Annotated in this window: 25 protein-coding genes; 11 read left to right on the forward strand and 14 right to left on the reverse strand. The window is 73.0% G+C overall.

From position 1 onward, the window contains the following. Positions 1 to 3 precede the first annotated feature (3 nt). From WME76_RS19620 to WME76_RS19630, 3 genes are read right to left on the reverse strand one after another with little or no spacing between them, the layout of a single operon-like run. Positions 4 to 771 carry an ankyrin repeat domain-containing protein gene (locus tag WME76_RS19620; protein WP_437961607.1) on the reverse strand — a complete coding sequence of 256 codons (768 nt, stop codon included), beginning with the start codon at positions 769 to 771 and terminating at the stop codon, positions 4 to 6. Beyond that, positions 765 to 1,994 (reverse strand): DUF4150 domain-containing protein, encoded by a 1,230-nt coding sequence (locus WME76_RS19625; RefSeq protein WP_437961608.1) that lies wholly within the window; start codon positions 1,992 to 1,994, stop codon positions 765 to 767. The genes WME76_RS19620 and WME76_RS19625 overlap by 7 nt, the downstream gene beginning before the upstream one ends. Next, complete coding sequence (locus tag WME76_RS19630) at positions 1,987 to 3,225, reverse strand: DUF2169 family type VI secretion system accessory protein (RefSeq protein WP_437961609.1); 1,239 nt, start codon at positions 3,223 to 3,225, stop codon at positions 1,987 to 1,989. The genes WME76_RS19625 and WME76_RS19630 overlap by 8 nt, the downstream gene beginning before the upstream one ends. 193 nt (positions 3,226 to 3,418) lie before the next feature. On the opposite strand from WME76_RS19630, the gene WME76_RS19635 reads away from it, so the two are divergent. Further along, complete coding sequence (locus tag WME76_RS19635) at positions 3,419 to 5,380, forward strand: DUF2169 family type VI secretion system accessory protein (protein WP_437961610.1); 1,962 nt, start codon at positions 3,419 to 3,421, stop codon at positions 5,378 to 5,380. 11 nt (positions 5,381 to 5,391) lie between these two features. On the opposite strand, the gene WME76_RS19640 is transcribed toward WME76_RS19635, so the two are convergent. Continuing rightward, positions 5,392 to 7,317: a type VI secretion system Vgr family protein gene (locus WME76_RS19640; protein WP_437961611.1), complete on the reverse strand. Its 1,926-nt coding sequence runs from the start codon at positions 7,315 to 7,317 to the stop codon at positions 5,392 to 5,394. Between the two features lie 312 nt (positions 7,318 to 7,629). On the opposite strand from WME76_RS19640, the gene WME76_RS19645 reads away from it, so the two are divergent. From WME76_RS19645 to WME76_RS19675, 7 genes are all read left to right on the forward strand, one after another. Next, entirely contained in the window at positions 7,630 to 8,520 is an 891-nt protein-coding gene (locus tag WME76_RS19645) for a hypothetical protein (RefSeq protein ID WP_437961612.1), read from the forward strand. A gap of 291 nt (positions 8,521 to 8,811) precedes the next feature. Continuing rightward, on the forward strand, positions 8,812 to 9,894 hold the full coding sequence (locus WME76_RS19650) for an ABC transporter ATP-binding protein (protein ID WP_437961613.1): 1,083 nt from the start codon (positions 8,812 to 8,814) through the stop codon (positions 9,892 to 9,894). Then, a complete protein-coding gene (locus WME76_RS19655; RefSeq protein ID WP_061616889.1) occupies positions 9,891 to 10,616 on the forward strand; it encodes an ABC transporter permease in 726 nt (241 codons plus the stop codon). The genes WME76_RS19650 and WME76_RS19655 overlap by 4 nt, the downstream gene beginning before the upstream one ends. Next, positions 10,613 to 12,610 (forward strand): Gldg family protein, encoded by a 1,998-nt coding sequence (locus WME76_RS19660; protein WP_437961614.1) that lies wholly within the window; start codon positions 10,613 to 10,615, stop codon positions 12,608 to 12,610. The genes WME76_RS19655 and WME76_RS19660 overlap by 4 nt, the downstream gene beginning before the upstream one ends. Continuing rightward, on the forward strand, positions 12,607 to 13,647 hold the full coding sequence (locus tag WME76_RS19665; protein ID WP_437961615.1) for a DUF4340 domain-containing protein: 1,041 nt from the start codon (positions 12,607 to 12,609) through the stop codon (positions 13,645 to 13,647). Before WME76_RS19660 ends, WME76_RS19665 begins: the two co-directional genes overlap by 4 nt. A gap of 147 nt (positions 13,648 to 13,794) precedes the next feature. Further along, positions 13,795 to 14,439: a hypothetical protein gene (locus WME76_RS19670; RefSeq protein ID WP_433937686.1), complete on the forward strand. Its 645-nt coding sequence runs from the start codon at positions 13,795 to 13,797 to the stop codon at positions 14,437 to 14,439. A 4-nt stretch (positions 14,440 to 14,443) separates the two neighbouring features. Further along, entirely contained in the window at positions 14,444 to 16,210 is a 1,767-nt protein-coding gene (locus WME76_RS19675; RefSeq protein WP_437961616.1) for a serine/threonine protein kinase, read from the forward strand. Positions 16,211 to 16,225: 15 nt separating this feature from the next. Here WME76_RS19675 and xerD read toward each other — a convergent pair whose 3' ends face one another. After that, the gene (gene xerD / locus WME76_RS19680) at positions 16,226 to 17,116 is read right to left on the reverse strand and encodes a site-specific tyrosine recombinase XerD (RefSeq protein ID WP_433937688.1); all 891 of its coding nucleotides are present in this window, start codon (positions 17,114 to 17,116) and stop codon (positions 16,226 to 16,228) included. A 142-nt stretch (positions 17,117 to 17,258) separates the two neighbouring features. On the opposite strand from xerD, the gene WME76_RS19685 reads away from it, so the two are divergent. The 3 genes from WME76_RS19685 (at position 17,259) to rpmB (ending at position 19,688) form a co-directional block, all read left to right on the forward strand. After that, a complete protein-coding gene (locus WME76_RS19685; protein ID WP_437961617.1) occupies positions 17,259 to 18,116 on the forward strand; it encodes an N-formylglutamate amidohydrolase in 858 nt (285 codons plus the stop codon). Positions 18,117 to 18,129: 13 nt separating this feature from the next. Further along, positions 18,130 to 19,209, forward strand: coding sequence for a hypothetical protein (locus tag WME76_RS19690; RefSeq protein WP_437961618.1), 1,080 nt, complete (start codon positions 18,130 to 18,132; stop codon positions 19,207 to 19,209). Between the two features lie 254 nt (positions 19,210 to 19,463). Then, complete coding sequence (rpmB, locus tag WME76_RS19695) at positions 19,464 to 19,688, forward strand: 50S ribosomal protein L28 (protein ID WP_061608570.1); 225 nt, start codon at positions 19,464 to 19,466, stop codon at positions 19,686 to 19,688. A 416-nt stretch (positions 19,689 to 20,104) separates the two neighbouring features. Here rpmB and WME76_RS19700 read toward each other — a convergent pair whose 3' ends face one another. The 9 genes from WME76_RS19700 to rpsP all read right to left on the reverse strand — a co-directional run bounded on the left by WME76_RS19700 (position 20,105) and on the right by rpsP (position 26,678). Continuing rightward, entirely contained in the window at positions 20,105 to 21,154 is a 1,050-nt protein-coding gene (locus WME76_RS19700; RefSeq protein WP_437292254.1) for a hypothetical protein, read from the reverse strand. Next, the gene (locus tag WME76_RS19705; RefSeq protein WP_437961619.1) at positions 21,151 to 21,876 is read right to left on the reverse strand and encodes a DUF72 domain-containing protein; all 726 of its coding nucleotides are present in this window, start codon (positions 21,874 to 21,876) and stop codon (positions 21,151 to 21,153) included. The genes WME76_RS19700 and WME76_RS19705 overlap by 4 nt, the downstream gene beginning before the upstream one ends. 88 nt (positions 21,877 to 21,964) lie before the next feature. After that, positions 21,965 to 22,861, reverse strand: coding sequence for a lysophospholipid acyltransferase family protein (locus WME76_RS19710; protein ID WP_437961620.1), 897 nt, complete (start codon positions 22,859 to 22,861; stop codon positions 21,965 to 21,967). A gap of 123 nt (positions 22,862 to 22,984) precedes the next feature. Beyond that, positions 22,985 to 24,166 carry a tRNA epoxyqueuosine(34) reductase QueG gene (queG, locus tag WME76_RS19715; protein ID WP_437961621.1) on the reverse strand — a complete coding sequence of 394 codons (1,182 nt, stop codon included), beginning with the start codon at positions 24,164 to 24,166 and terminating at the stop codon, positions 22,985 to 22,987. Between the two features lie 60 nt (positions 24,167 to 24,226). Then, positions 24,227 to 24,802, reverse strand: coding sequence for an RNA methyltransferase (locus WME76_RS19720; RefSeq protein WP_437961622.1), 576 nt, complete (start codon positions 24,800 to 24,802; stop codon positions 24,227 to 24,229). Continuing rightward, complete coding sequence (gene trmD / locus WME76_RS19725) at positions 24,799 to 25,593, reverse strand: tRNA (guanosine(37)-N1)-methyltransferase TrmD (RefSeq protein ID WP_437961623.1); 795 nt, start codon at positions 25,591 to 25,593, stop codon at positions 24,799 to 24,801. Before trmD ends, WME76_RS19720 begins: the two co-directional genes overlap by 4 nt. A 40-nt stretch (positions 25,594 to 25,633) precedes the next feature. After that, a complete protein-coding gene (gene rimM / locus WME76_RS19730; RefSeq protein ID WP_437961624.1) occupies positions 25,634 to 26,146 on the reverse strand; it encodes a ribosome maturation factor RimM in 513 nt (170 codons plus the stop codon). 12 nt (positions 26,147 to 26,158) lie between these two features. Beyond that, complete coding sequence (locus WME76_RS19735; protein ID WP_437961625.1) at positions 26,159 to 26,410, reverse strand: KH domain-containing protein; 252 nt, start codon at positions 26,408 to 26,410, stop codon at positions 26,159 to 26,161. Position 26,411: 1 nt separating this feature from the next. Continuing rightward, complete coding sequence (gene rpsP / locus WME76_RS19740) at positions 26,412 to 26,678, reverse strand: 30S ribosomal protein S16 (RefSeq protein WP_012237071.1); 267 nt, start codon at positions 26,676 to 26,678, stop codon at positions 26,412 to 26,414. Positions 26,679 to 26,760 lie beyond the last annotated feature (82 nt).

Below are 26,760 nucleotides of genomic sequence, written 5' to 3' on the forward strand. Positions count from 1 at the left end.
ACCTCACCGCGCCTGCCCGGCGGGGACGATCGGCTCCTCGCCGCGCTGCCGCATGCGCTCGCGCTCCACCTCGGGGGGGTCGGGCGGCCACCGCAGGCCCGCCCGCACGATCCGGTCGCGGATCGCCGCCATCCTCCGGAGCGCGGCCGAGCCCGGGAGCTGCCGCGCCATGAGCTCCTCCAGCACGCGCGCGAACGACTGTCCCAGGCGGTTGACGGCGCGGGGATCGGCGCCGCGGTCGAGGAGCTCCTCCACCTGATCGAGCTGCAGCGCGCGCAGCGCGTAGGTGATCGCGGGCGTCCCGAGGGAGTCGCGGGCGTTCACGTCCGCGCCGCGGTCGAGGAGGAGGCGCATGTTCTCGACCGTGGCCTCAGCGGCCGCGTGGAAGAGCGCCGGCGTGTGGCCGCGGCCGACCCGCGCGTCGGGCGACACGCCGCCGTCCAGCATCGCCCGCAGGAACGCCGGGCTCTTCGAGAGGATCGCCAGATCGAGGGCGCTCGAGAGGAGCGGCACCACGTGGTGCACGTCGGCGCCCGCGCGCACGAGCTCGGTCACGATCTGCAAGCGCGCAGGCTCTTGCCCCGACGCCCGGTGCATCGCGAACACGAGCAGGGTCATGTCCTCGGCGCCGGGGGTGTTCAGGTCCGTCGCCGGCGCGAGCGCGCGGACGGCCGCGAGGTCGGCGGCCGCGATGGCCCGCGCGAGCTCGCGCTGCGGGCCGAGGAAGAAGCGGTCGGGGTCGGGCGCGCGCATGGTGGCTCCGCTCAGCATCTCTTGCCGGTCTTCTCGGCGATCTTCCGCTGGTCTTCCTGCTTCTGCTTCTCGATGCCGTTGATGACGTCGGGCATGAGGTGTCGGTTGTAGGGGTCGAGGCTCGACGCCGGCAGCTCGTACTTCGTGCCGACGGCGTCCGGCATGACGGCGCTCAGGCCCACCTTGGCCAGGGCGCCCCACAGGCCACCGGCGGCCCACGCGGCCAGGGTGCCCTTCCACCCCTGCTCCTGGAAGCCCGTGAGCACCTCGTCCTGGACGCGGTACGCGGCGATGTCGGCCGGGCGCTCCGTACCGCCGTAGCCCGTCACCGTGCCCGGGTTGAGGCCCGCCGCGTTGAACGTCCAGCCCCGCGATCCGCCCGCCGTCGCCGCGGCCGACGCGAGGCCCCCGCCGAGCGAGTGGCCCGTGTAGTCCACGCTGCTCCCGAGCGTGTTCCCCACGCGCACCGCGTCGCGGTAGTACGGCGAGTCCATGTTGAGCCCCTGCGCGAGGTTGTTCTTCCAGTCCGCGCCGCCCTCCGTCCCCCGGAACGCCACCGTGGGCCGCTGATCGCCGCCGAAGACGTCGGGGTCGGGCTCGTAGAGCCGCGTCGCGTCGGGGCGGCTCCCGTCCAGATCGCCGGGCGTGAGCCCGTAGCGCGCGAGCGCCTCGGGGTCGTCGCTGATGTCGCGCCAGCCCGTCGGCGCCGGCTTCGAGGGGTCGTAGGCGTGGCCCGAGAGCGCGGCCTTCTCCGCGGCCACGGTGTTGCGCTCGAAGCGCGCGGCGGCCTCGCGCGTCGCCGGGTCGTCGCTGTTCTTGCCCGCCTCGATCTGCTCCTTGCGGCACAGGTAGCGGGCCCGCTTGTCCGCCTTGTCCTGCGCCGCCTTGTCGCCGTTCATCTGCGCCAGGTCGTCGTGGCGCACGACCGGGTGCGAGTTGACCAGGACGCTCGGGCTGTGCGTCTGCGACCAGCTCTGCTGGCCCACGGTGCCGCTGACGACCCCCGTGGCGCTGCCCGGCTCGTCGCCCTCGGTCGTGGGCATCACGGTCATGGCGTGCTTCTGCACGCGCCCGTCGTTCGCGTGCACGTCCTCGCTCGCGTCGAGCGCGGGCGCGAGCCTGGAGACCACGTTGTACGGCACGGGCGGCGTGCTCGAGCCCATCGGCGTCTTGCACACGTCGGGCGCGCACGACACCGCCATCCAGGGCTCCTGCTTGCGCGAGAGGACGTTCTCAGCCACGCCCGACCTCCATCTTCAGGAGCGGAGCGCGCGGGTCGACCTCGAAGCGCGCTTCCATGCGCTGCACCCCGAACGCGCGCGCCACGAGCGCCCGCCACACGCACGTCACGACCATGGACTCGGCGTCCACCGAGAGCGTGTCGAGCGCCGCGGGCACCGGCACCGGCAGCCCCGCGATCCAGGCCATCACGAACGCCCGGTGCGGCGGCAGCTCGAACGCGACGCGCCCGTCGCGCGCGACGTCGGGGCGCGCGAGGTTCCAGAGCTCGACGCGCAGGCCGAGGTCGGGGTGCGGGATCTGCTGATCGTCGGGCGCCGCGTTCCAGTACGCGAAGGAGAAGTCGTCGGGGAGGAAGGGGTGCCGGCCGGCCACCCACGCGTCGTCGTAGGTGCCCGCGCGCTGGAGCCGCGGCGTCCACGCGCGCCCCACGCACCCGAGGCCCGCGGGCGCGAACGGGTAGTCCGCGGCGATCTCCGCCATCCGCGGGGCCTCGACGGCGTGGGGCGGGTGCGACGCAACGGCGAGGTGTGTCACCCGGCTGTCGGGTCGCTCGATCTGCGGCGCCGCGACGCGGTCGGGCACCGGCGCGCCGGCGTCGCGCAGCGCGTCGAGGTAGCGCGCCTCCATCCACCCGCGGCCGACCGGGTTCGTGAAGCACACCTCGTCGAGGTGGGGCGCCGTTCCGGGCTCGACGCTCACCAGGCTGCGTCCGCCGAAGGCGTGCTCCCAGCGCACCGGCACGCTCGCCGCCGGCTCGGGCCGGGTGAGCTGCCACCCGTCCGCCACGCGCTCGAACCACCGCGGCCCGCACACCTCGAGGGTCTTGTCGATGAGCGCGCGCCCCGGCAGGTCGCGCGCGCCGGCGCCGCCACCGGCGTGCGCGGCGCCGGGCGCCGTCACGCGCAGCCGGGCCGTCCAGCGCTCCGCGGGCTTCTCCCCGGGTGCCCACGCGGTCGCGCGCACGAGCACGTCGCAGCGCGGCTTGAACGGCGAGAGGTCGCTCTCGGCGCGGACGCTCGACGCGTTCACCTCCCCCTCGAACGCGTCGCGCAGGAGCAGCCTCCCCGCGCTGTCGTCCGGGGCGAGCTCGCAGCGGTGGGTCACCTCCCCGCCCCCTCCGGGGACGAGACGGTAAGCCGCCTTCAGCGCGACGACATGGTGCTCCTCGTCGTGCGCATCGAGGGCGCTGTAGGCCAGGGCGTCGAATGGGGTGAGGTTCTGGCACTCCATCGTCGCACCACGACGCTATCGGAGCGCGCAACTGCCTTCAACGGCGACGCGCCTCGACGGCCCCGCGCGCCGCGCGCCGCGCCGCGCGATGCAGCGCGGCGGAGGAGCATCCCGCGCGTGGCCGCGGCGTGACGGCGTAGGTTCACCCGGACGCGGCCCTCCCGGCTCGGATATCCTGAGTCGCGTCGCCGAGATGCACGTCGACCGGGCGCACGTCTGCGCCGCGTCGAGCAGCTCGGTCACGTCCGTCACGGCAATGCACGTCGTCTGCCAAGGCCAGATACGCGCCAGCTCGCTGGAATGGCGGCCCACCCCCGACGCGTGGGTGCTCACCATCGCGTGCCACGCGCTGTTCGAGCTCGCGCCGTTCGAGTCGCCGGTGACGAGCGTCCCCGTGGCGGCGCTGGAGGACGAGGGGGACGAGCGGCGGCTCGTCGAGCCGTGGGGCCCTGTCGCGCCGTTCAAGCGGTGGGGTGAGGTGATCGTCGTCGGCCACGCGCACGCGCCCGACGGCATCCCGGTCCGATCGCTCATCGCGCGGCTCGCCGTGGGCGACATCGACAAGGCGGTCCTGGTCCGCGGCGACTCGTTCTTCGAGCGGGATGGATCGCTCGGCGAGCCCGCGCCCTTCGCGCGCATGCCGCTCCGCTGGGAGCGCGCCGCCGGAGGCCTCCACACGTCGAACCCGATCGGCGTGCCGACCGGCAACGGCGCGCTCCCCGATCGATGGGGGCGAGCGCGCGCGCCGAACCTCTTGCCGGTGGCCTCGTCGACCGCGATGAGGCACGGCCACCTCTGGCCCGCCGGCTTCGGCCCGCTCCGGCCGGAGTGGCCGGACCGCGCGCAGCGCCTGCGCCGGCACGCGGCGGCCTGGGATCACGCGCGCTGGACCGAGCAGCCGCTGCCCGAGGGCATCGACACCGGGTACTTCAACGTCGCGCCGCTCGATCAGGTGACGAACGACCTCACGGGCACGGAGCCGCTCGTGCTCGAGCACCTGCACCCGCGCTTCCCGCGGCTCACGACGTCCCTGCGCGCGCCGGCGCCGCACGCGATCGCGATGACGGACGGCGTCGAGCAGCGCGTGCTCCTCCGGTGCGACACGCTCGTCATCGACGCCGATCACGGCGTCGCGGCGCTCGTCTGGCGCGGGCAGCTCATGCTCGATCGCCCGCCGCGCGACGGCGTCGTGCTCGTCACCGAGGGGGAGCTCGCGCCGAGCCTCACGGGCACGGTGATGGCCCCTCTCTCGTCGAGGCCTTCCGCGGTGCTCCCGTTCCTGCAGGCCGCCGCGCAGCTCGCCCCGGAGCCTCCCACGGCGGCGACGCCGGACGCGGTCGACCCGCGCTTCCCGCCGGCGTCCCCGGTCGAGGAGGACGCCTCGCAGACCCTCGTGCCCGCGGTGGTGCTCCCGGGGCCCGCGCTCCCGTTTCACGCGCTCCCGCCGGAACACGCGCACGCTCGATCGCTCGCGCCGCACGAGCACGAGCCGGAAGAGGAGGAGCCGCCCACACCGCCGGCGCCGCAGGCCCTGGCGGCGCCGCCAGCGCTGCTAGCGCTGCTAGCGCTGCCAGCGCAGCCAGCGCAGCCAGCGCCGCTCGCGCCGATGGGCGTCGTGGAGCTCGTCCGACCGGCGGCGCTCGCGCCCGACGCCGCTGCCCGCGACCCCCATCCCGCGGCTGTCCCCGAGCCGCGTCCGGTCGAGGAGCCGTCCGAGCCGCTCCTGCCCGTCGGTGCGTACCCCCTCGAGCGCTGCGCGGCGATCGCGGCGCGGCTCGCGAGGCGCCCTTTGGCGCTGGACGAGATCCTCGCGGCGGAGGCGCTCTCGCCGGAGGCGTGGGAGGCGCTGCACGCGCACTGGCTCGACGCGATCCGCGCCGACGTCGGGCGCGGCAAGCGGCGGCTGCTCTCGTCGTACGACGCCGCGTACATCGCGGCGCTGGAGGCCGAGCGAGGCACGATCACGGCGCGCGAGTACGCGCGGCTCGTGATCGCGGCCGAGCGCGGGAACGACGCGCAGGCGCTCGCGGAGCTCGGCCTGCCGGACGGCGCGCTGCTCCGGCTCCGGCGCGTGTGGCTGGAGAGGAGCGTGAAGGATCCCGCGGCGGCCCAGGAGGTGCGCGCGGCGATGCGCAAGGCGGCGGAGGCCTCGTGACCTCGTGAAGGCTAGTTGAGGTCGATCGGGTCGCCGTACACCTGCGTGTGGCCGCTCGAGTGGATCGTGATGTCGGTCCCCGAGATCACGATCTTGCCCGACTTCTCGAGCACGATGCTCGACTTGCCGCAGACGATCTCGACCCTGTCCCCGACCCGGGTCGCCTGCACGCTGCCGATCTCCACCGTCTCGTTGTTGCCCACCGCGCGCGATCGGTTCATCCCGACCACCTCGCGCGCGTTGTTCATCACCAGCTTCGTGAAGTCGTTGCCGACGGTCTGATCCTCGTTGTTTCCGATCGCGCTCACGCGATCGTTGCCGACGGTCACTGCCTCGTCGTGCTTGACGGTCTTGTTCAGGTCGCGCTCGGCCTGCACCCGGACGAGCTCCTTGCCCGCCGCGTCCTCGAACATGAGCTCGTTGTAGCCGCCTGTCTCGGGCGACGAGCTGCTCTTCCAGCCGCTCTGCGTCTTGTTCTCGGGGAGCTTGTACGGCGTCTTCTGGAGGTTCGTGTACACCCGGCCCGTGATGATCGGGCGGTCGGGATCGGCGCCGAGGAAGTCGACGATCACCTCCTGCCCGACGCGCGGCAGGTTGGTGCCGCCGAAGCCGGCGCCGCCCCAGGGCTGGCTCACGTGGATCCAGCACGACGACCCGTCGTTCATGCGGCCCTGGCGATCCCAGTGGAACTGGACGCGCACGCGGCCGAACTCGTCGACGTGGATCTCCTCGCCGGGCGCGCCGACCACGGTGGCGCACTCGACCCCCTGGACGCGCGGCCTGGGCGTGCGGAGCGGCGGCCGGTACGGGACGTCGGCAGTCACGCCCCTGCACGCGTGCCGGAAGCCGCCCGGCACCTCGCCCGTGAGCGTCGACTCGAGGACGAGCAGCGCCCTGTCCGGGCCGAGCTCCGCCTTCGGGTGGTCGAGGAACGAGAGGACGGTGCCCGGCGCGAGATCGATCGTGTTGCTCTCGAACGTGACCTCGCGGGCCGACGCGCGCTTCGCGTCGAGCCGCCGCTGCGCGAGCGCCGCCCCCTCGGACTCGTCCGCGCGGTACTTGCCCTTGTCGTCGGCGACCGGCGTGCTCTCGCCCTTGTCGCTCTCGTACAGGAACGCCCCGGGCACGTAGTGGAAGCGCTCGAGCCGCTCCTCGACGCCGCCCGGGCCGGAGGCGCTCGCCATGAGCTCGTACGACGCAGGCCTCCGGGTGTCGTGGTCGCGGACCGTGTACTTCCCCGGGCGCAGCCGGCGGCCGACGCGGACCTCGGTGACGTGCTCCAGGTCGGCGTCGGTCGGGTGGTCGCGGAACGCGATCGGGCGACGACGGGGGTTGCCGTGAGGCCCGTCGTCGAGGACGAGCCGGCTCTCGCCGCCGCTCTCGAAATAGAAGCTCACCCCCGCGTCCTCGAGCATGCGGCAGAGGAACGTGTAGTCGCTCTCTCCGTACTGCACGCGGTACTTGCGCTTCCTGTAGCTCCCCGCGAGGCGCAGCGCCGGGGAGATCCCCCACTCCTCCAGGATCTTCAGCGCGATGTCGACGTCCGACAGGTGCTGGAAGACGCGGTGGTTGCGCCGCTGCGTGGCGAGCCACAGCGCGGGCACGAGCGTGAGCTCGTAGGTGGAGAGGTGGCGCTCCTCGACCGCGATCTGCCGGAGCTGGCTGCAGATGCCCGACCACGCGCGGACCTGTTCCAGGTGCGCGGCGAAGCTCATCGGCCGACCGATGACGGCCTCGAAATCGATGTCCGGGTTGTCCGAGACGGCGACGATGCGCACCTCGAAGAGCGCCGACATGCGGTCCGAGGCCGTGAACCGACGCACATCGAGCGCGTCCCCGGAGGCGACGTGCACCTCCGCGCGGGCCTCGCCGCGCGCGATCGTCGCGCCGACCGCGCCGTTTCCCTTCAGCCGATGAGCCGGGTTCGCACCGTCCATACATGCTCCCATGCCCGCTCCTCGCGCACGGAACGCGACGGGACCGACCGGCCGATGGTACCCGGCGAAGCGAGCGCACCACAAGGTCAGTGCGGCGCCTCACGGCGAGGACGACGAGACGCGCGCGCGGCGGAGAGGACGATGACCCGCAGCCCAGGCCGACACCGGTCCGCGGCAGCCTGGCGGCTCGTCCCGCCTGGGTACGACATCGCCGCAGGCGCATCCTCACTGGCCCCCGAAGGCTCACCATGCTCGCGCAATCTCGGGCGCAGAGGTTCAGGTAGGCCGCACTTTGCCGTAGGCTGGAGATCCATGGATCCACGCGGGAAGTCGCTCCCCCCGGCGCCGCTCGTCACCGACGAGGACATCCGGGAAGAGCTCCGCCGGCTGTTCGACGCCGGCCCCGACTCGGGGCTCGTCATCCGGGTCTACGGGGAGTCGGGCGAGGGCCCGGCCGCGGCTGACGCCTTCCGCGAGATGTTCGCGTCGCTGCGGATGTACGAGGGGAAGCAGCAGGACCAGCCCCTCGAGATCCTCGTGGACGCGCCGAGCAAGGCGCACATCGCGCGCGCGCTGTACGTGCTCGGCCACGAGCAGCATCAGAAGCGCATCCTCGATCACATCCTCACCACGTTCGGGCGCCGCCTGATCGACCCGCTCGCCGAGATCCTCGACACGACCCCGACCGGCTCGGTCACGGCGCGGCTCACCATGCTCCGGGACATCTTCCTCGCGCACATCGCGGAGCTGCGGATGACGCCGGAGTCGCAGCAGATCCTGACGAGCGACCTCCGCAGGCTCATGACCGACGACTACCTCGCGATGGTCGCGGAGAACGAGGAGCGGGTGCAGCGCCCGCGGGTCGCGAAGCTCGCGCAGCAGATCCTGCGGCTCGTCGGCTCGACGTTCCACCGGGCGCTCAAGCGGTGGCCCGCGCACGCCGAGCAGATCGCGTCGTCGATCGCCCGGCGGAGCCCGAAGAAGGTCCGGCTCAGCGAGGTGCCGAAGCTCATCCGGGGCCAGATCACCGACGGCATCGAGGAGTTCCTGTGGATCGAGACGAGCGCGGACATCGAGGGCGCGCTGCGCCCGATGCTCGCGGAGCACCAGGACGTGATGCCGGCGACGCAGACGACGCTCGACCGCTCGACCTACAGGGAGTTCGCGGACGCCTGCTGGGCGATCATCGCCGAGCATTGCTGACGGCGGGGCGAGCGTCCCCCCCGGATCGCCTCCCCTCCCCCGCCCGCTCACGCCCGACGCTGACATCCATCACGTCCCGGTCGCTACGCTCACCGCACCGACCGCGTGTCCCGGTCGTCCACGTCCGGAGGCGGTGGTCGCCCTCCGCAGGGCGGCCCGGCGCGCGCCCGGTCGGGAATGATTTCCGCCCCCCGCTGTTGTAAGGGGCCGCTGGCGCCTGGACCGCCGCGCTGCGCGGCATCCGCTTCGCCGGCGCGAGACCTTCTTCCCTTCGCGGAGGGGTGCACGGCCGTGATCGAAATCAGCGACCTTTATAAATATTACGGTGACCGGAAGGCCATCGGGCCCCTGTCGTTCTCGATCGAGGCGGGGGAGATCGTCGGCCTGCTCGGCCTGAACGGCGCGGGCAAGACGACGACGCTCCGGATCCTCGCCTGCGACCTGCTCCCATCCGCGGGGCGGGTCCTCGTGGACGGGCTGGATGTCGTCGACCACCCGCACGAGGTGCGGTCGCGCATCGGGTACCTCCCGGACAGGCCGCCGCTCTACGAGGAGATGAGCGTGCGCGCCTTTCTCCACTTCGCCGCGCGCCTGCGCGGCGTCGACGCCGGCGCCGCCGACAAGCGCGTGGCCGAGGCGCTCGCGGTGACGCAGCTCGACGACGTCGCGTCCGACCCGATCAGCGCGCTGTCGCACGGCTACAAGCAGCGCGTCGGCATCGCCCAGGCGATCGTGCACAAGCCGCGGCTGCTCGTCCTCGACGAGCCGATCAGCGGCCTCGACCCGGTGCAGATCGTCGAGATGCGCGCGCTGCTCCGGAGCCTGCGCGGCGAGCACACCATCCTGCTCTCCAGCCACATCCTCTCCGAGATCAGCGAGACGTGCGACCGCATCCTCGTGATCCGGGACGGCGAGATCGGCGCGCAGGGCACCGAGCAGGAGCTCTCGGCGAAGCTCCTCCACGGCGTCCGGGTCGAGCTCACGGTGCGCGGCCCCGCGGCCGAGGGCGCCGGCTACCGCGTCACGCGCGGCGAGGCGGCGCGGGCGCTCGAGATCGCGCGCGAGGTCGAGGGGGTCACGTCGGTCGAGCAGCTCGCCACGGCCGAGCCGGGCAGCGACGTCGTGAGCTTCGCGGTCGAGGCCGACCGCGACGTGCGGGCGGCGCTCTGCGCCGAGCTCGTGCAGGCGGGGATCGGCATCCTCGAGGTGAAGCGGAGCGAGCGCGAGCTCGAGTCGGTGTTCTTGCGGCTCGCCACGCGCGCGACGCCGGCGACGAAGGACAGGGCCGCCGCGGCCGCGAAGGCGAGGTCCGGCGGCGAGGCGACGAAGACCCCTGCGGAGGAGCAGGCGGAGGAAGGCGAAGGCGAAGCATGAGAGGGACATTGCTCGTCGCGCGGCGGGAGCTGTCCGCGTACCTGAGGTCACCGCTCGGGTACGTCGTCGCCGCCGCGGCGTTGCTCATCGACGGCATCTACTTCCAGGTCGCGGCGCTCGGCTCGGGCGCGCGGCTCTCGGCGGAGGTGCTGCTCAAGTTCTTCGACGGCACGGCGTTCATCACGATGGTCGCGGCGCTCATCCTCTCGATGCGGCTCATCGCCGGCGAGCGCGAGGGCGGCACGCTCATCCTGCTCAAGACGGCGCCCGTGCGCGACGGCGAGATCATCGTCGGCAAGTTCCTCGCCGCGCTCGCGCTGGTCACCCTGATGACGGCGGTCACGATCTACATGCCGGCGCTCATCTTCGTGAACGGCAAGGTGTCCGTCGGGCACATCCTGGTCGGCTACTCCGGGGTGCTGCTGCTCGGCGCCGCGTCGCTCGCGATCGGGCTCTTCGCCTCGACGCTGGCGGCGACCCAGGTCATCGCGGTCATCCTCGGCGCAGCGATCATCGGGACGCTCGGCTTCCTGTTCCTCGTCGCCCGCGTGACGGAGCCGCCGCTCAACGACTTCGTGAGCGCGCTGAACCTCTACCCGAACAACCAGAAGCCGTTCCTGAACGGCGTGCTCCGGCTGGAGAACGTCCTGTATTACGTCGCGGTCGCGTACTTCTTCCTGCTCGCCGCGACCCACACCCTGAGGGCACGGAGGTGGCGGTGAAGGACCAGAGAGCTCAGGCCGACGAGGCCGATGTGAGCGGCAAGGAAGCGGCCGCCGCGCAGCGCGCGGAGGGCGCTACGCCCGGCGCGGCGCCGCAGGAACCCCCGGCCGAGCGGCCGGCGCCTGCGCCGCGCGGCGGGCCCGCGATCCGCCCCGGGGCGTGGATGGTGCCGGCGTACGCGGGCGCCCTCCTCGCCATCTTCCTGGGCGAGCGCGTGGTCCCCACGATCGAGGGGCTCCGCTACGCGCTGTCGGGGCTCGGGTTCTTGACCCTGGTCCTCGTCACCGCGCTGCGCTTCGCGACCGCCGTCCGCGAGACGGGCGAGCGCCGCGCGGTCGAGCGCGCGCTCGCGATCCTGTCGGCGCTCGGCGTCGTCGCGGTGGCGGCCTACTTCACGACGACCGACGCGGGCCGGGCCATGCTCGGCGTGTCCCGCGCCGCGCCCGAGCTGCGCGCGCGCATCGACGCGGCGACCACGGTCGGCTGGATCGCGCTGCTCGTCATCGCGACGGTGCCGCTGTTCTTCGGCGAGGCGGCGCTCGCGCCGATGCGGCGCGCCGAGCGCATCGAGGTCCGGCGCGTCCGCGCGGCGACGCTCTCGGGCGTGACGCTCGCGTTCGCGGCGGTGTACTCCGCGCTGTTCGTGTACGCCGCCGGCCAGCTCGATCTCAAGGCGGACTTCTCGTACTACCGCACCGCCCGTCCGGGCGAGTCCACGAAGCGCGTCGCCGAGAGCCTGACCGAGCCCCTCAAGATCACGGCGTTCTTCCCGCAGCTCAACGACGTCGGCGCCGAGGTGGAGGGCTACCTCCGCGAGGTGAAGGCGGCGTCTCCGCAGATCACGGTGGAGATGCAGGACCGCCTGCTCGTCCCCGCGCTCGCCAAGGAGGCCAAGGTCACGCAGGACGGCGTCATCGTGCTCACGCGCGACACCTCGCGCGAGGTGCTCATCGTCGGCGCCGACATGAAGACGGCGGGCGCGAAGCTGAAGAGCCTCGACGCCGACTTCCAGAAGGTCCTGCTCAAGGTCATCCGCGCGCAGCGCATCGCGTACATGACGGTCGGCCACGGCGAGCTGAACGAGACGGCCAGCTCGGCCGAGGGGCGGACGACGAAGAACCTCCGCAAGCTGCTCGAGTCCCAGAACTACGTCATCAAGGACCTCGGCCTCGCCCAGGGGCTCGGCAGCGAGATCCCGAAGGACGCGGGCGTCGTCATCGTGCTCGGCCCGCAGAAGGAGTTCCTGCCGGAGGAGGTCGCGGCGCTCCAGCGGTACGCCGACGGCGGCGGGCACCTCCTGCTCGCGCTCGATCCGGAGGCCAAGGTCGATCTGGATCCGCTCGCCCGCGTCGTGGGCCTCACGTGGAAGCCCGTGACCCTCGCGAACGATCGGGTCTACGTGCGGCGGCGCTTCAACGAGTCGGACCAGGGGATGCTGGTCACGACGCGGTACTCCTCGCACGCCTCGGTCTCGACCCTGAGCCGCCACGCGCAGCAGGCGCCGACGATCTTCCCGGGCGCGTCGTCGCTCGACAAGGTCGAGGGCGTCGACGTGAAGGCCGACTTCGTCGTCCGCACGCTGGGCGAGACGTTCGCCGACACGAACGGCGACTTCAAGTTCGACCAGGGGAGCGAGCAGCGCAACGCCTACAACCTCGCCGCCGCGGTCTCCAAGGAGATCGCGCCCGGCGGTGACGGCAAGGAGAAGCAGGAGCTGCGCGCGTTCGTGCTCGCGGACGCCGACGCGCTCACCGACGCGACGTTCAGGAACGAACCCAACATCGTGCTCGCGCTCGACGCGTTCCGGTGGCTCGGCGGCGAGGAGAGCTTCGCCGGAGAGATCACCACGAACGAGGACGTCCGGATCGAGCACACGAAGGAGAAGGACCAGGTCTGGTTCTGGGCCACGATCCTCGTGGCGCCGGCCATGGTGCTGGGTCTCGGGCTCTTCATCACGCGCCGCGGGCGGCGCGCGAGCGGGAGGCGCGCATGAGGTTGGATCGCAGCTTTTTCGTGCACCTCGGCCTTCTCGGGGTCGCGGCCGTGTTCGCCGTCCTCGTCTGGACGCGCGACAAGACGGCGGCCGCGCTCTCGACCATGGACGTGACCGTCTGGACCGGCCGCGCCGAGGACGTCGAGCACATCGCCTTCGAGGGCAAATCGAGGAAGGTCGCCCTCGAGGCGAAGAAGGACAAGGAGGGCCGTTACTTCGTCGGCACGATGGAGCGCACGACGCCCCCGCCCGAGAAGAAGGAGAACCCGCACGACCCTCACGGCGACGACGCGCACGACGATGAGCCCGCGGATACCGAGCCGAAGGTCAAGACGTCGACGTTCGTCTCGGTGGGCGCCGGCAACAAGCTCGCCGAGGTGCTGGCCCCGCTCAAGGCGCTGCGCGCCGTCGGCCGCGTCGCGGACGACCGCGCCAGCGAGTTCGGGCTCGCCGAGCCGGAGGGCACGCTGACCGTCAAGCTGCGCGGCGCCGAGAAGAAGCTCGTCATCGGCGGCATGACGCCGGGCGGCGCCGACCGCTACGCGCGCGACGAGGCCACGGGCGAGGTGTACGCCATCAAGGGCGACATCTACCGCGACCTCGACACCGCCGAGTCGCGGCTCATGGAGCGGGATCTGCACGAGTGGAAGGACGTCGATCTCACCCGGGCGCGCGTCATCGCCGGCGACAAGCGCCGCGAGCTCGTGCGCAGCGGCGACGAGGGCAAGAAGTTCTGGGCCGATCCGGCGAGCCCCGATCAGAAGGACGAGACCGTCGGCAACTGGATCAGCAAGCTCGACCGCCTGCGTCCCACGGAGTACGTGGCCGCGGCCCCGGAGCAGACGCAGGTCGTGGTGCGGGTCGAGTACACCGGCCCCTCGGGCGACATCGGCTTCCTCGAGCTCGTGAAGGGGCCTCCCGGGGCGAGCGGCAAGCCTGACTACTTCCTGGTCACGGAGCGCACCCGCCTCCACGGCAAGGTGCCCCCGGGCCTCGCCGAGCAGGTCGAGCAGGACGTCAGCGCCCTCGTCAAGTAGCCCCTGCACCTCGCCAGCGCGCCGGCGCATTCCCCCCCGGCGCGCTCGGCCTTCCATGCGGCGCCTGCCGCGTCCCCCGGCGCAAGCGGTCCCCCGGATCGCTCTTTACTTGCCGTACCGGGCCCGGTCCTGCAACGCTCGGGCGCAATGTTCTTTCGACGATGGCCCACCCTGGCGCTGAGCGCTGCGGCGGCGCTCGCCGCGGCGTGCAGCTCGCCGCCTCCACCCCAACCCGCAGCGCCCGAGCCCCCCGTGACCGCGGCGCCCGAACCTCCGCCCCCGCCCGCGCCGAAGCCTTGCAAGGCGCTCGACGAGGCGTGCCAGGCCGAGGAGTCGACCCGGGCCAAGATCGCCCGGAGCTCCTTCGTCCTCACGCCCGTGAAGGGCTGGACCTACGCCCAGGCAGAGAGCGCGACGATCGCGCAGGCCGCGGCCGAGGGCCCGGCCCTCGCGACGGCGCAGGTCGACGTGGGCGAGGGCAAGCAGGCGGCGGAGAAGCGCGACGCCGCGCTCGACGCGCTGGCGCGCGAGATCAACGTGACGCTGCCCAAGAAGAAGGTGAACTGGAAGAAGCCCCTCGAGACCAAGGACATCGCCGGGAGGAAGATCGGCCTCTGGCAGAGCGAGGGCGCCGCGCGCGGGTCCAAGAAGGGACCGCTGCTGATCTTCGCCGACACCGGCAAGGAGGGCGAGATCCTCCTCGGGCTCGGCTTCGTGCCGGACGACGACAGCTCCGGCGCCGACGCGACCATCCTGCAATCGATCGAGTCGATCTCGGTCGCGGGGGAGTGATCTCGTGACGGCACCGAACGTCGCGCCGGGCAGCGTCATCGCGGGGAGGTTCTCTGTCCGCGCGCTGCTCGGCTACGGGGGTGCGACGGCCACCTTCCGCGCAGCGACGGCGCAGGCGCGCGACGTCGCCCTCAAGCTGTACTCGCCGGTGATCGGTCAGCGCCCGGACGCGATGCAGCACCTGCAGCGGTACGTGGCCGAGACGAACAGGCTGCCGCAGGAGTTCGCCGCGCACGTCCTCGAGGCTGGCTACGACCAGGGGACGGCCGCGCCCTTCACGGTGACGGACATGATCCATGTCCCGTCGCTCGCCGAGATCGCGCGGCGCCGTCCGCTGGGCTTCGAGGAGGTCGGGTCGATGCTCCGCTCGCTCGCGGCGGTGCTCGACGCGGCGCACGCGCGCGAGGTCCCGCATCACGGCCTCAAGCCGACGAACCTGTTCATCGATCCGGGCGCTCCGGGCAACGTGAAGGTCACCGATTTCGGGCCGTCGGTCGCGCGGAGCCTGCTGCCGACGCCGGAAGGCTACGTCCAGTCCGCGCCGTGGCTCGCGCCCGAGCAGGTGCAGCCGGGGGTCCCTGCGGGCGCCGCGGCCGACATCTTCTCCGCGGCGCTCGTCGCCTTCTTCGCGCTCACCGGTCGCTCGTACTGGCGGTCCTGCCAGGGTCAGGTCGACGTGCCCGGCTGGCAGCGCGAGCTCATGGGGCCGCGCCTCGCCGCCTCCGCGCGCGCCGCGGAGCTCGGCGTCCCTCTGAGCCCGGCGCTCGACGCCGCCTTCGCGCGCGCGCTCGCGCACGATCCCCGCGAGCGCTTCCGCTCCGCGAGCGAGCTCGCCGCCATGCTCAGCGGCTTCTCGGCGGCCGCCATCGAGGTGGGCTCCACGCTCGCCCTGTCCCCATCGGCGAGCGAGGCGGTCGTCCCTGCGCCGCCGCCTCACGCCGTCCCCGCGGCGGCCGCGCCCGCGCCGCTGCCGCTGGGCGACGCCACGCAGCTCGCGCCGTCGCCGTTCGCGCCGTTCTCCCCTGCGGCGTCGCCGCCGCATGCGCCGTCGCCGCCCTTCGGACCCGCGCTGCAGCCGTCGCTATCACCGCAGCCGACGCTCCCCGACGTGACCCTCACGGAGGCGCCTTCGCCTCCGCCCGAGAGCCCCGCAGCGCCCGCTCGGACCGCCGGCACCGCGCTGACCGCGGTCAGCCCCTCGCCGCGGTCGCCCTGGGGCAAGGCGGCGTCCCTGGCGGTCGGCATCGCCGCGGTGCTGCTCGTCGGGGGCACGGCCGCCGCGTGGTACGTCCTGGACCGCAAGGACCAGGCGCAGCCGAGCCCCAGCGCCTCGACGTCGGCCTCCGTCGTGCCGCCCTTGCCGTCGGCCGTGCCCCCGCCGCCCGAGCCCGCCGCCACCGCGCCGGCGCCCGACGCCGGCGCCGCGACCGCCCAGCCCCCTGTAGACGCAGGCGCCCCGACCGACGCCGGCGCTGCGGCCAGCGCGCTGGTGCCGGTGAAGATCTCGTGCAAGCCCGTCACCTGCGAGGAGATCACGGTCGACGGCAAGGCGACGCAGGCCCCGGAGGTCGACCTCGAGCTCACGCCGGGGGTGCACCAGATCGCCGTGAAGCGCGCCGGTTATTTCCCGCGGAGCCTGAAGGTCGTCGCCAAGGCCGGCACGCCGCTCGTGCAGGAGTTTCAGCTGACCGAGATCCCCCCGGCGCCCGCCAAGCCGGCGGGGCAGGCCACGAAGAAGCCCTGCGGAAAATTCCTCAAGCGCTGCAACTAGCCACGGGACGTACGCTCACGCGCGCGGGTGCGCCCGCCTGTACGCGGCGCGCACGTGGTCGTCGGCGAGGTGCGTGTAGATCTCGGTCGTCACGACGTTCGCGTGACCGAGGAGCGCCTGGACGCTCCGGAGATCGGCGCCCCCCTCGAGCAGGTGTGTCGCGAACGAGTGGCGGAGCTTGTGCGGCGAGCTCGGCTTGTCGATGCCGACGGCGCGGGCGTATCCCCCGAGGAGCTTCCACACCGCCTGCCGGGTGAGCGCCCCGCCGCGCGGCGAGAGGAACAGCACCTGCGTCGACGCGCTGCGCGGGTGCGCGGCGCGCGCCTCCAGGTAGGCGTCGATCGCGGCGAGCGCCGGCTCCCCGAGCGGCACGAGCCGTCGCTTCCCGCCCTTGCCGAGCGCCATCACGATCCCCTTGCGCCGCTCGATGTCCGCGAGCTTGAGGCGCACCACCTCGCTCACGCGCAGGCCGGCCGCGTACATCACGTGGAGCATCGCGCGATCGCGCAGGCCCCTGAAGGTCCCCTGCTCGGGCGCCTCGATGAGGAGCGCGATCTCGTCGAACGAGAGCACCTTGGGCAGCCGCCGCCCGACCCGGGGTCGCTCGACGAGCGCGCACGGATCCCGCTCGATCCGGCGCTCGCGCAGCAGGAAGCGGATGAACCCGCGGACCGCGGAGAGGTGGCGAGCGGCCGAGCTCGCGCTGATGCCCGCCTGGCCGAGCGCGACCAGGTAGGTGCCGATCAGCGCCTGGTCGAGCCCCTCGACGGTCGTGATCCCGGCCGCCTCCGCGTGCGCGACGAGCTTGGCGAGGTCGTGGCCGTACGCCTCGAGCGTCAGGGGCGCCAGAGCCCGCTCGACGCGCAGGTGATCGAGGTACGCGTCCACCCAGGTCGCGAGGTCCACGCCCAACGCTACTGCGAAAGCGGCAAAGTGCGCCAGAAAGCGGGGCAGGTGCACCCCGGACGGCCGTAGCTCTTCCTGCGTTCCAGCCTGATCCGCGCCCGTCCCGGTTCCAGCCGGGCGCGGAATGCGTCACAGTGTCGCCGTGCTGTCACCCTTCGAGGTCGTCGAGCCCCGCGGAGCGGAAAGCCCGGTCCTCGTCGAGGTACCGCACGCGGGCGTCCACATGGATCCCGAGTCGCTGTCGTGGACCATCGCCCCTGCGCGCAGCATCGGGCGCGACGCCGATCTCTACGTCGACGCGCTCTTCCAGGACGCGCCGGCCGAGGGCGCGACGCTCCTGTTCTCCCGGATGAGCCGCCTGGTCGTCGATCTCAACCGGAGCGAGGCCGACTGCGACGGCGACGCGGTCGAGGGGGGCGGCCGGGCGCCCTACCCGAGGGGGCTCATCTGGCGTGTGACCACGGACGGCGAGCCCATCCTCACCTCGCGCCTCCCGCGGCGCGAGGTGGAGCGCCGGCTCGACCGGTTCTATCGCCCCTACCACCGCAGCCTGAGCGCCATCCTTGCCCGCAAGCGCGAGCGCTTCGGCTTCGCGATCCTCCTGTGCGCGCACTCGATGCCGAGCCAGAGCCGCCGCGGCGCGGAGGGCGCCGTCGGCCGCGCCGACATCGTCCCCGGGACGCGCGGGCGGACGACCGCCGCCAGCCCGGTGATCGACGTGGTCGACCAGCACGCGCGCGCCTGCGGCTTCTCCGTGCGCCACGACGACCCCTACAAAGGAGGTTTCAGCACAGGGCACTACGGCCAGCCGCACCGTGCCGTCCACGCCGTGCAGATCGAGATTGCACGCCGGCTGTACATGGACGAGCAATCCCTCGCGATGGATGGGCAAGGATTCACTACCGTGCGAGACTTCGGGCGCACCCTGGTCGCGCGGCTCACCTCGGCCGAGCTGCTCGGTCAGCTTCGCCGCAACCCCCTCGACGCCCGTGAGATCTGATCCAGCCCCATCGATGGAAAAGCCTTGCGGAGAGGCGAATCGCGACCGCCCCCCAGCAAGCCGTCGCGCGACCGCCGAACGGGAAAAGGCAGCACCAGCCCCGCCGGAGGGCGCCACAGCCGACGACGCCCCGGCCATCCGCCCCGCGGAGGAGACGCCCGCTGCGGCGTCGAACAGCGCGGCGCCGGCCGAGCGGCAGCTCGGGGCGAGCCCGGTCATCACGATCGAGGAGGCGCCCCCGAGCGCGCGCGAGCGCGTCACCAAGCCGCTGCTCGCGTCCGAGGCGCTCATGGAGGACCTCGCGCCGATGCGTCCGGCGCAGGACGCGGCGCGGATCTGGTGCGCCGCCGTGGGCGTGGGGTTTCTCCTCCTCGGGGGCCTGTCGCTCGCGGGGCTCCGTCCGGAGGGCGTGGTCGCCGGGCCGCCCGCGTTCGTGCTCGGGATCGTCGCGCTGTTCACCGCGCTCACGTCGGTGAGCTACCGGCAGCGCGCCGTGGCCATGGTGGTGCTGGGGGCGATCGCGACCGTCATCGGCCTGCAGAGCTCCGGGACGGCGTTCGGCTGGGGAGCCGCCCGGGCGGTGGCGGCGATAGCGCTCCCGGCGGCGCTCGTCTTCCGGTCGCGCTACCGGGCGTACAGCGGCGCGCGCTGGCTGCTCGTGGCCGCTTTCCTCGTCGCGCTCCCGTCTTTCGGACAGGCCGTCGCGCAGCTCGCCCTTGTCGATCCGCACCTGGGCCAGCTCGGCGCCGTGATGGTGATCCTGGCGGTGCTGTCCAGCCTCACCGGCTTCATGGGGTCCGAGACGACGGGCGCCGGGACGTTCCTTGCCGTCGCGGTGGTGCTCGCCTTCACGGCTGACCTTGTCGTCGGCAGGCTCGCGCAGCTCGGCGCCTTCTCCCCGGGCGAGCTCGTCGGTGTGCTCTCCGCGGGCGTGGCGTTCGCCGCCACGTCCGCCCTCACGAGCCTGGGCCTGTTCCAGATCCTGGCCTGGCGTCTGGCCGCCGACGCTCGGCGCATCGACCTGCACTCGCGCCCGAGCGACAAGGATGGCCCCGACCGGCGTCCGCCCTCCGGCGGCGAGTGGTTGACCTAGGCTCCTGCGTCAGAAGCACGCAAAAGAAGCTGGGCGCGCTCCGGGGGCTGCGCCGTGCTGCGCGAACGGCGCGAACGGCGCAAACGTTAAAGATGCGCGACGAGCGCGGGTGGACGCTTGACATGTCCCCCGGCTTCCTTCACTTTCCCGCGCTCCCGAGCCCCCCTGCTCCCCCGCGCAGGGCGTGTGCCCGGCCAGTTTTATCGATACAGGTCGGGGCACCGAGGGCGGTGCTCCTTCCAACCGAGGACGTCATGGCGAAGAGCGACATCACTGGGAAGCGGAAGCTTCTGGCGCAGAATGTCTCCCACTCCAACATCAAGACGAAGCGCTGGCAGCTCGTCAACATCCAGACCCGGCGCGTCTGGGTCCCCGAGCTCAACCGCTTCGTGAAGCTCAACCTCACGACGCGCGACATCCGCACGATCGACAAGATCGGCGTCGTCGCGTACGCGAAGCGCCACGGCGTCGCGCTCTAGGCGCTGCGCCGGCGCGACAGGCAGCGTCATGCAGCCGCTTCGCGGCTGCATGCGCGCAGCGCTCTCCTTCTGATTCCTCCCGGGGCCCCGCCCCGCTCCACACGTAGCCCCAGCATCCTGCGGCAGGCACTCTGTGCGGCTGCGAAGCGTCGGCCGATGCTTCACCGCGAACGTCCGCGGTCGCGGCGGCTCGCTGCGCGCCCCAACGGTTCCCCGGAGCCCTCGACGGCAGGGGCGTCGGCCAGCCGCCCGCAGGGCGGCGGCTAGCTCCGGCTCGGCCAGCCAGCGTGGCGTCGGCCAGCCGCCCGCAGGGCGGCGGCTGGCTCCCTCTCGGCCAGAGCCAGCGTGGCGTCGGCCGAGCCGCTCGATGGACGCGCTGACGCGCACAGCGTCGGCCAGTCCGCGCCAGCTTCGTCTCAATCGCCTGCTGGACGCGTCCCAGGTCCCGCCATGAAGCCGGGCGCCAGGTGGACCGCGCGCGCGTCGCGGTCGTCGCGCAGTACGGCGAGGGCGCCCTCGGCGCTCAACTGCGTGCGGACGTCGTGAAGGGCGGCCTCGAGCGCGGTGCCATGAAGGAGCGCGCCGAGGGCGTTCACGTCGAGGCTGGGCTTGCCGGTCAGCGCGACGGCCGCCGCGAGGGTGCTGCGCTGGAGAATCGCGATCGGCGCCGCCGCTGGGAGCGGCGTGCCCGGCGCGAGGCGCGTGATGCCGCGGCGCACCGGGACGGCATCGCGGCCGAGCGCGATCTCGAGCTCGGGCACGGCGATCCCGTCGTCGGTGCGTGCGTAGGCAAGCGCCGCGACCGTGCCCCAGCCGTCGCAGGCGACGATGGCGTCCGCGGGCCGCGCCTGCTCCGCGACCGGCCACGGCGCCTGGAGCGCTGTGGCCCCCTCCGCGATCGGCGTCGACGCGGCTTCGACCTCGGCCGGGACGGCCTCGGCGATGTCCTCGGCGGTCAGCGTCCCGCCGGCGACCGGCCCGCCCACGGCGAGCAGCGCCCGCTCCACGTCGCGCGCCCGGAGCGCCACGGCGCCGAGCGAGCCGACCTCGCGGAGCAGCGCCGCGCGCCCGCTCGCGCCCGCGCGCTCGGCCGCGGCCACGCCGGCGCGCACCAGCTCGCGGAGCCGCGCGCGCCCGAGGTAGCCGTGCAGCAGGACCAGCATGCCGAGCGATCGCGGGACCGCGACGCGCGCGGCCTCCGGAACGCTCTGCCCGTCGACGAACCCGCGCGGCCGCGGCGCGCCGCGGCCGGGCTGGATCGCCCGTCCATCGAACGCCCGCGCGCCGACGCCGACGCCGGCCGCGAGCGCCACCGCGGGCGCCAGCAGCACGTCGGGCTGCGCGCCTGCGGCGGCGAAGAAGCCGGCGACGATCGCGTCGATCGCGCTGCCGGACGACTCGAGCGCGGCCCGAGCGGCCGAGGCCGCAGAGGCGTCGCTCGCCGTGGCCGCGGCGCCGCGGATCACTGCTCCTCGTCCTCGGCGACGAGGGTGTTCGGCATGGGCATGGTCGGCCTTACCACAGCCGAAGCCGTTGAGCGATCGGGCTTGCGCGCGAGCGACGCCGCGAGCTGCGACTTGATCTGGACCGCGCGGTCTCCCTCGACGACCAGGAACACCTCGCGCCGCCCGCGCAGGCGGTCGGCGACGCGCTCGAGCGCGGCCGCTCCGAGCGACGAGGATTTTCCGAGCGCGCGCAGCCGGGTGTAGACGATCGGCCCGGGCGGGGGGGCGTCCCGTGCGACGTCGAGCACCGGGATGACCTTCGCGGCGCGCGCGGTCGCGACGATGTCGTCGCGCTCCCAGATCCCGGAGGGCTCCCAGCAGCGCACGACCCCTTCCGCGGGCAGGCGCTCGAACAGCGCGGCGAGCTTCTTGCGGTTGCTCGCCGTCGGTCGGAGCGACGCCGGCGTCTGGAGCACGATGCACCGCGCCTCCAGCACGGCCGCCACCTCGAGCGAGGTCGAGAGCGCCTCGTCGAGCTCGCTCCCGGACGCGAGCTCGCCGACCACGCGCGGCAGCACGACGCTGAAGACGAAGCCCGGCGGGACCGCCTTGCGCCATTTGCGCAGCGTCGTCACGCGGGGCAGCGACGAGTCGACCGGGCGGAGCTCGACCAGATCGAAGCGATCTTTGTACTTCTGGATATCCCCCTTGAACGAGGGCAGTCCGACGAGGAGGCGGGCCATCAGCGCGGACTCTTAACCCACCTTGCGCGCCGATGCAGCGCATGGCCGACGGCGGCGCGATTTCTCGCGCGAGGCTCAAAATCCTTGATTATTCGAAGTGGAACCACTGCGTCGGGTTCTCCCGGAGGAACCGCTCCATCTCCGCGGTGATCTGCCGCGCCGCGACGTCGAGCTCGGACGGTCCTGGCCTGCGGGGCAGCGAGATCGGCGGCGCGATGCAGATCTCGTACTGCATGAACCCGGTCCGTCGGGTGAACACCGGGACGATGGGCGCGCCGCTCACAGCGGCGAGCTGGAGCGGCCCCTCCGGCACGCGCCAGGGCATCCCGAAGAGCTCGACGTCGCGCCCGCGCATCCCGGACGGCAGCCGGTCGATCTGGATGGCCACGACGCCCTTTCGACGCAGGTGCGCGAGCAGCGGGAGCACCGCGAGCGGATCATCCTCCACGTGCTGCATCCGCACGCCGACCCGATCGCGCGTGCCGTCCTGGATGGCCTGCGCACGGCTGTCGCGCTCGCGCTGCATCACGACGAGCACGTCGGCGGCATGCACCGAGCGCAGCAGCGGCGCGGCGGCCTGCCAGCCGCCGGTGTGCGCCGTGACGACGATAACCCCGTGGCCGCGCCGGAACGCGTTCGTGAAATGCTCGTCGTTCACGCACAGGCCGGTGAGCCGCTCGGACCGGCTGCTACCCGCGATGAACGCGTCGGTGAGGCAGTTGGCGAAGTTGATGAACACCCGGGCGACGTCCCGGTACTCGTCGAGCGCCCCCCGCTCGCCGAGCGCCAGCCGCAGGTTCCGGAGCACGGCCTTGCGCTGCTCTGGCAACACCGCGCCGAAGAAGAGTCCGAACAGCGCAGGGCTGTGGCGGACGACGAGGTCTGGGCCGTAGGTCACCCCAGCGTCGACCGCGCGCCGCCAGAGCACGGAGTCGTGGTGGCGCAGATCGTCGAGGAGCGCTCGGAGCCTGGAAGGGAGATCCACGTTCGTGCTCGTGCGCGCGGCGTCTTGCAGGCGGACACCGTAGCGGATCGCGAGGCGTCCGCGAAGAGCGCCGGAGCACCGCCGCGCCGCGGCCCGAGGGGCCGTGTAGGCGCGCTGCGCGCCTCAGCCTGCGCCGGGATCCTCGGGCGGCTCGGCGGATCCGGGCGCGGCCGGGCTCGACGGCTCGGCGCCCCCGGCGCGGCGCACCGCCCACGCAGCGACGGCGCGCACCGAGGGATCCTCGTGGGTGAGCGCCGCGGCGAGCGCGCGCCTCGCGCTGGACGCGGCCGCGCCTTCTGCGCCGCGCGCGAGCCGGTTTGCAGCGACGATGGTCGCGTTCCTGGCGAGCCCGCCGCGCCGCGCGCGCCGGAGCGGCGTCCCGACCGTCAGCGCGTCGAACTCTTGCTCGCCCAGCGACGCGAGGTCGTCGACGTCACGCGCTTCCCATCGCGCCAGCGGATGGAACGGCGCGGTGCGCTCGAGCGGCGGCGGCGCGGTCTTGTTGAACGGGCAGACCTCCTGGCAGACATCGCAGCCGAAGAGGTGCTCTCCGATGCCGGTCCGCAGCCCCTCGGCCGGCGCGCTCCGCTGCTCGATCGTCAGGTACGCGACGCAGCGCCGCGGATCGAGCACGAAGGGCGCGTCGAACGCCTGCGTCGGGCACGCGTCGAGGCAGCGCGTGCACGATCCGCAGCGCTCGGCGATGGGAACGTCGGGGACGAGCGCCAGCGTGGTCACCACCTCGCCGAGGAGCTGGTAGCTCCCCTGCCCCGGCGTGATGAGGAGCCCGTTCTTGCCGACGAAGCCGATGCCCGCGCGCGCCGCCCAGACGCGCTCCATCACCGGCTCGACGTCGCAGAGCGGCCGCGCGGCGACCGACGGCCCGAGCGACCGGATGAAGGACGCGAGCCGCCGCAGCCGGCGCTTCAGGTGGTTGTGATAGTCCTGCCCCCGCGCGTACCGCGCGACGCTCTGCGCGAGCGCGGGGTCGCGCCCCTCGCTCTCCCTGGGGCGGGCGTACCTGCGGCCGACGCACACGACCGAGCGCGCGCCCTCGAGGATCGCGCCGGTGTCCAGCCGTCGCCGCTGCTCCGCGTACTCCGCGAGGTAGCCCATCTCCCCGTGCATGCCGCGCTCGATGAACTCGAGGTACCGGGCGTGCTCGATCCCGATCGGCTCGTCCGCGCGCGCGACCCCGACGACGTCGAACCCGAGCGCGAACGCCTGCTCGCGGACGAGGCGATCGACCGTCGGTCGCTCCGCGCTCGCCTCCCCTGCGGGACGATGGGCATCGCGCTTGTTCATGACGTCGATGGCAGCCGTACGGACGTGGGCGCCGGCTTCACGCGCGGCGACCTCGCGGGCTCACCCGGCGGTCTGCTCGCCGAGCAGCCGATCGAGCGTGATCGCGCACGCCGCGCGCACGCTGAGATGATTGTAGCCGGTGTTCGCGGCCGCGCGGATGGGCTCGATCCTGACGTCGGCGTTGGCGATGAGCTCCGGCGCGAGACCCCAGCCCGTGCCGAACGTGATCAGCACCGGCCGGGTCGCCTGCGCGAGGCGCGCGCGGCTCTCCGCATAGCTCGTCACCGGCAGCCCCCGCGAAGCGGCCGCGGTCGTCCAGACCTCGACGCCCTCTCGCCCCGCGCTGCTCAGCGCGCCGTACGCTTCCTCCAGGCTCGAGACCACGCTGAGCACGTCCAGCGCGACGGCGCGATCCGGGATCCGGCGCTTGCCTGATCCGACGACCCAGTGCTCCCTGATCCGCTCTGCCAGGGCGCGCTGGGCTGCGACCGGGTGCACGACGAAGAGCCGCTCGGCCCCGTACGTGCGCGCGCTTCGCGCCATGTCGTGCAGGTCGAGGTTCGTGATCGCCGTGGTCACCGTCTCGCCGGAGCGATCGAGCACCGGGTAGTGAACGAGCGCGAGCGCGAGCCTCATCGCCGCACCTCGCCGCGCTCGTCCGGCGGAGCGTCTCCCCCTCGCGCCTTGCGCCACAGGTCGGGCCGGCGCTCTGCCGTGCGCAGCTCTGCCTGCGCCTGTCGCCATCGGGCGATCGCGGCGTGGTTCCCCTGCTGCAGCACCTCGGGCACCCTGTGCCCGCGGAACTCCACGGGGCGCGTGTACTGCGGGTACTCCAGGAGCCCGGACAGCGCGGGGCTGTGGGACTCGTGCTCCGCCGATCCCGCGTTGCCCAGCACCCCTGGCAGCAGGCGCACGCACGCGTCGATCACCGCCATGGCCGCCACCTCGCCGCCGGTCATCACGAAGTCGCCGAGCGAGATCTCCTCGTCGACGAAGGCGCGGACCCGCTCGTCGAACCCTTCGTACCGGCCGCACACGAGCGCGATGGAGGGGCGCGCCGCGAGCTCGATCGCCTTCTCCTGGCGGAAGGGCTGTCCCTGCGGCGTGAGCAGGATCCGATGCGCCCGCCGAGCCAGGCCGGGCGGCGCCTCCACTTCGCCCGCTGGAGGCGCGATCGCCGGCTCGCCCTCGCCGGCAGCCTCGTCGAGCGCCTCCATGCAGCGGACGATGCAGTCGACGCGCATCACCATGCCCGAGCCACCGCCATAGGGCGTGTCGTCCACGCTTCGGTGCCGGCCGAGGCCGAACTCGCGTGGGCTGCGCATCTGCACGGTGACCGCGCCCGAAGCGAGCGCGCGCCCGACCATGCCGATCGCCAGAAAGCCCTGGAAGAGCTCTGGAAACAGGGTGACTACAGCGATGCGCATTGAACCTGCCGCGGCGGGGTGCCTCGCGCCGAACGGCGGATCAGACGAGGCCTTCCAGCGTGACGAGCTGGACCGAGTGCTGTTCCACGTCCACGCTGCTGACGAAGCCCTCGGTCAGCGGGATCTCGATCGAGTCTGCGCCGCGCCGCTCCACGACGAGGACGTCGCAGGTCGGGTACGACTGGAGCGACTTCACGTGCCCGAGCACCGTGCCCTCGGGCGTCATCACGCGCGCCCCCTCGATATCGCATGCGTAGAACTCGCCCTCGGAGAGCGGCGCGAACGCGTCGCGCGGCACGCACACCTGCGCGCCGCGCAACGCCTCGGCCGCGTCCCGATCGTCGACGCCCGCGAGCCGTACGAGCAGCGCCTTGTCGGCGGGCCGCGTCGCGACGATCTTCACGTCCCGCTCGGGCCCGTCCGCGAGGCGCAGCTTGACCGCGAGCCGCGCGACGAGCAGGTCGGACGCCTCGTTGTAGAGCCGCAGCCGCAGCTCGCCCTGCACGCCGTGCGGGCGGGCGACCTCCGCGACGGGAACGTAACGTCGCTCCACGTCGGGCCCGTCTCAGTCGAGGATGTCGAGGTGCGCGCGCCGCCCCGACTTGCTCGCAGCGGCGCTCAGCAGCGTCCTGATCGACTGCGCGGTGCGCCCGTCCTTGCCGATCACCTTGCCGATGTCCTCTCGCGCGACCGTCAGCTCGATCCGCGGGAAGCGGTCGCCCGCGACCTCGCGCACCACGACCCGGTCCGGGTGATCGACGAGCGCTCGAGCGACGAGCACGACGAGATCGACCAGCGGAGACGTCGAGGAGGCCATGCTACTTCGCGGCGTCCGCCGGAGCGGCCGCCTGGGCAAGCCCAGGATGCTTCAGAAGCAGCGCCACCGTGTGCGTCGGCTGGGCGCCGTTCGAGATCCAGTGCCTCACGCGGGGCACGTCGAGGCGGATCTCCGTCCTGCGCGGGTCGTACGTGCCCAGCCGCTCGATGAACCTGCCGCCGCGCGGGCTGCGCTGGTCGGCGACGACGATGCGGTAGAAGGGCGTCTTCTTGGTGCCCGCGCGGGCGAGGCGAATATGAACGGCCATCTGTAGAACCTCGATCGATATGGAAGAGCCCGTGCGCACGTTGTGCACGGCCTGCTCTGAGGCGCCGGAGCGTAGCTCGTTC

The organism is Sorangium sp. So ce119, from assembly GCF_051524405.1.
Classification (GTDB): Bacteria; Myxococcota_A; Polyangia; order Polyangiales; family Polyangiaceae; genus Sorangium; species Sorangium cellulosum_G.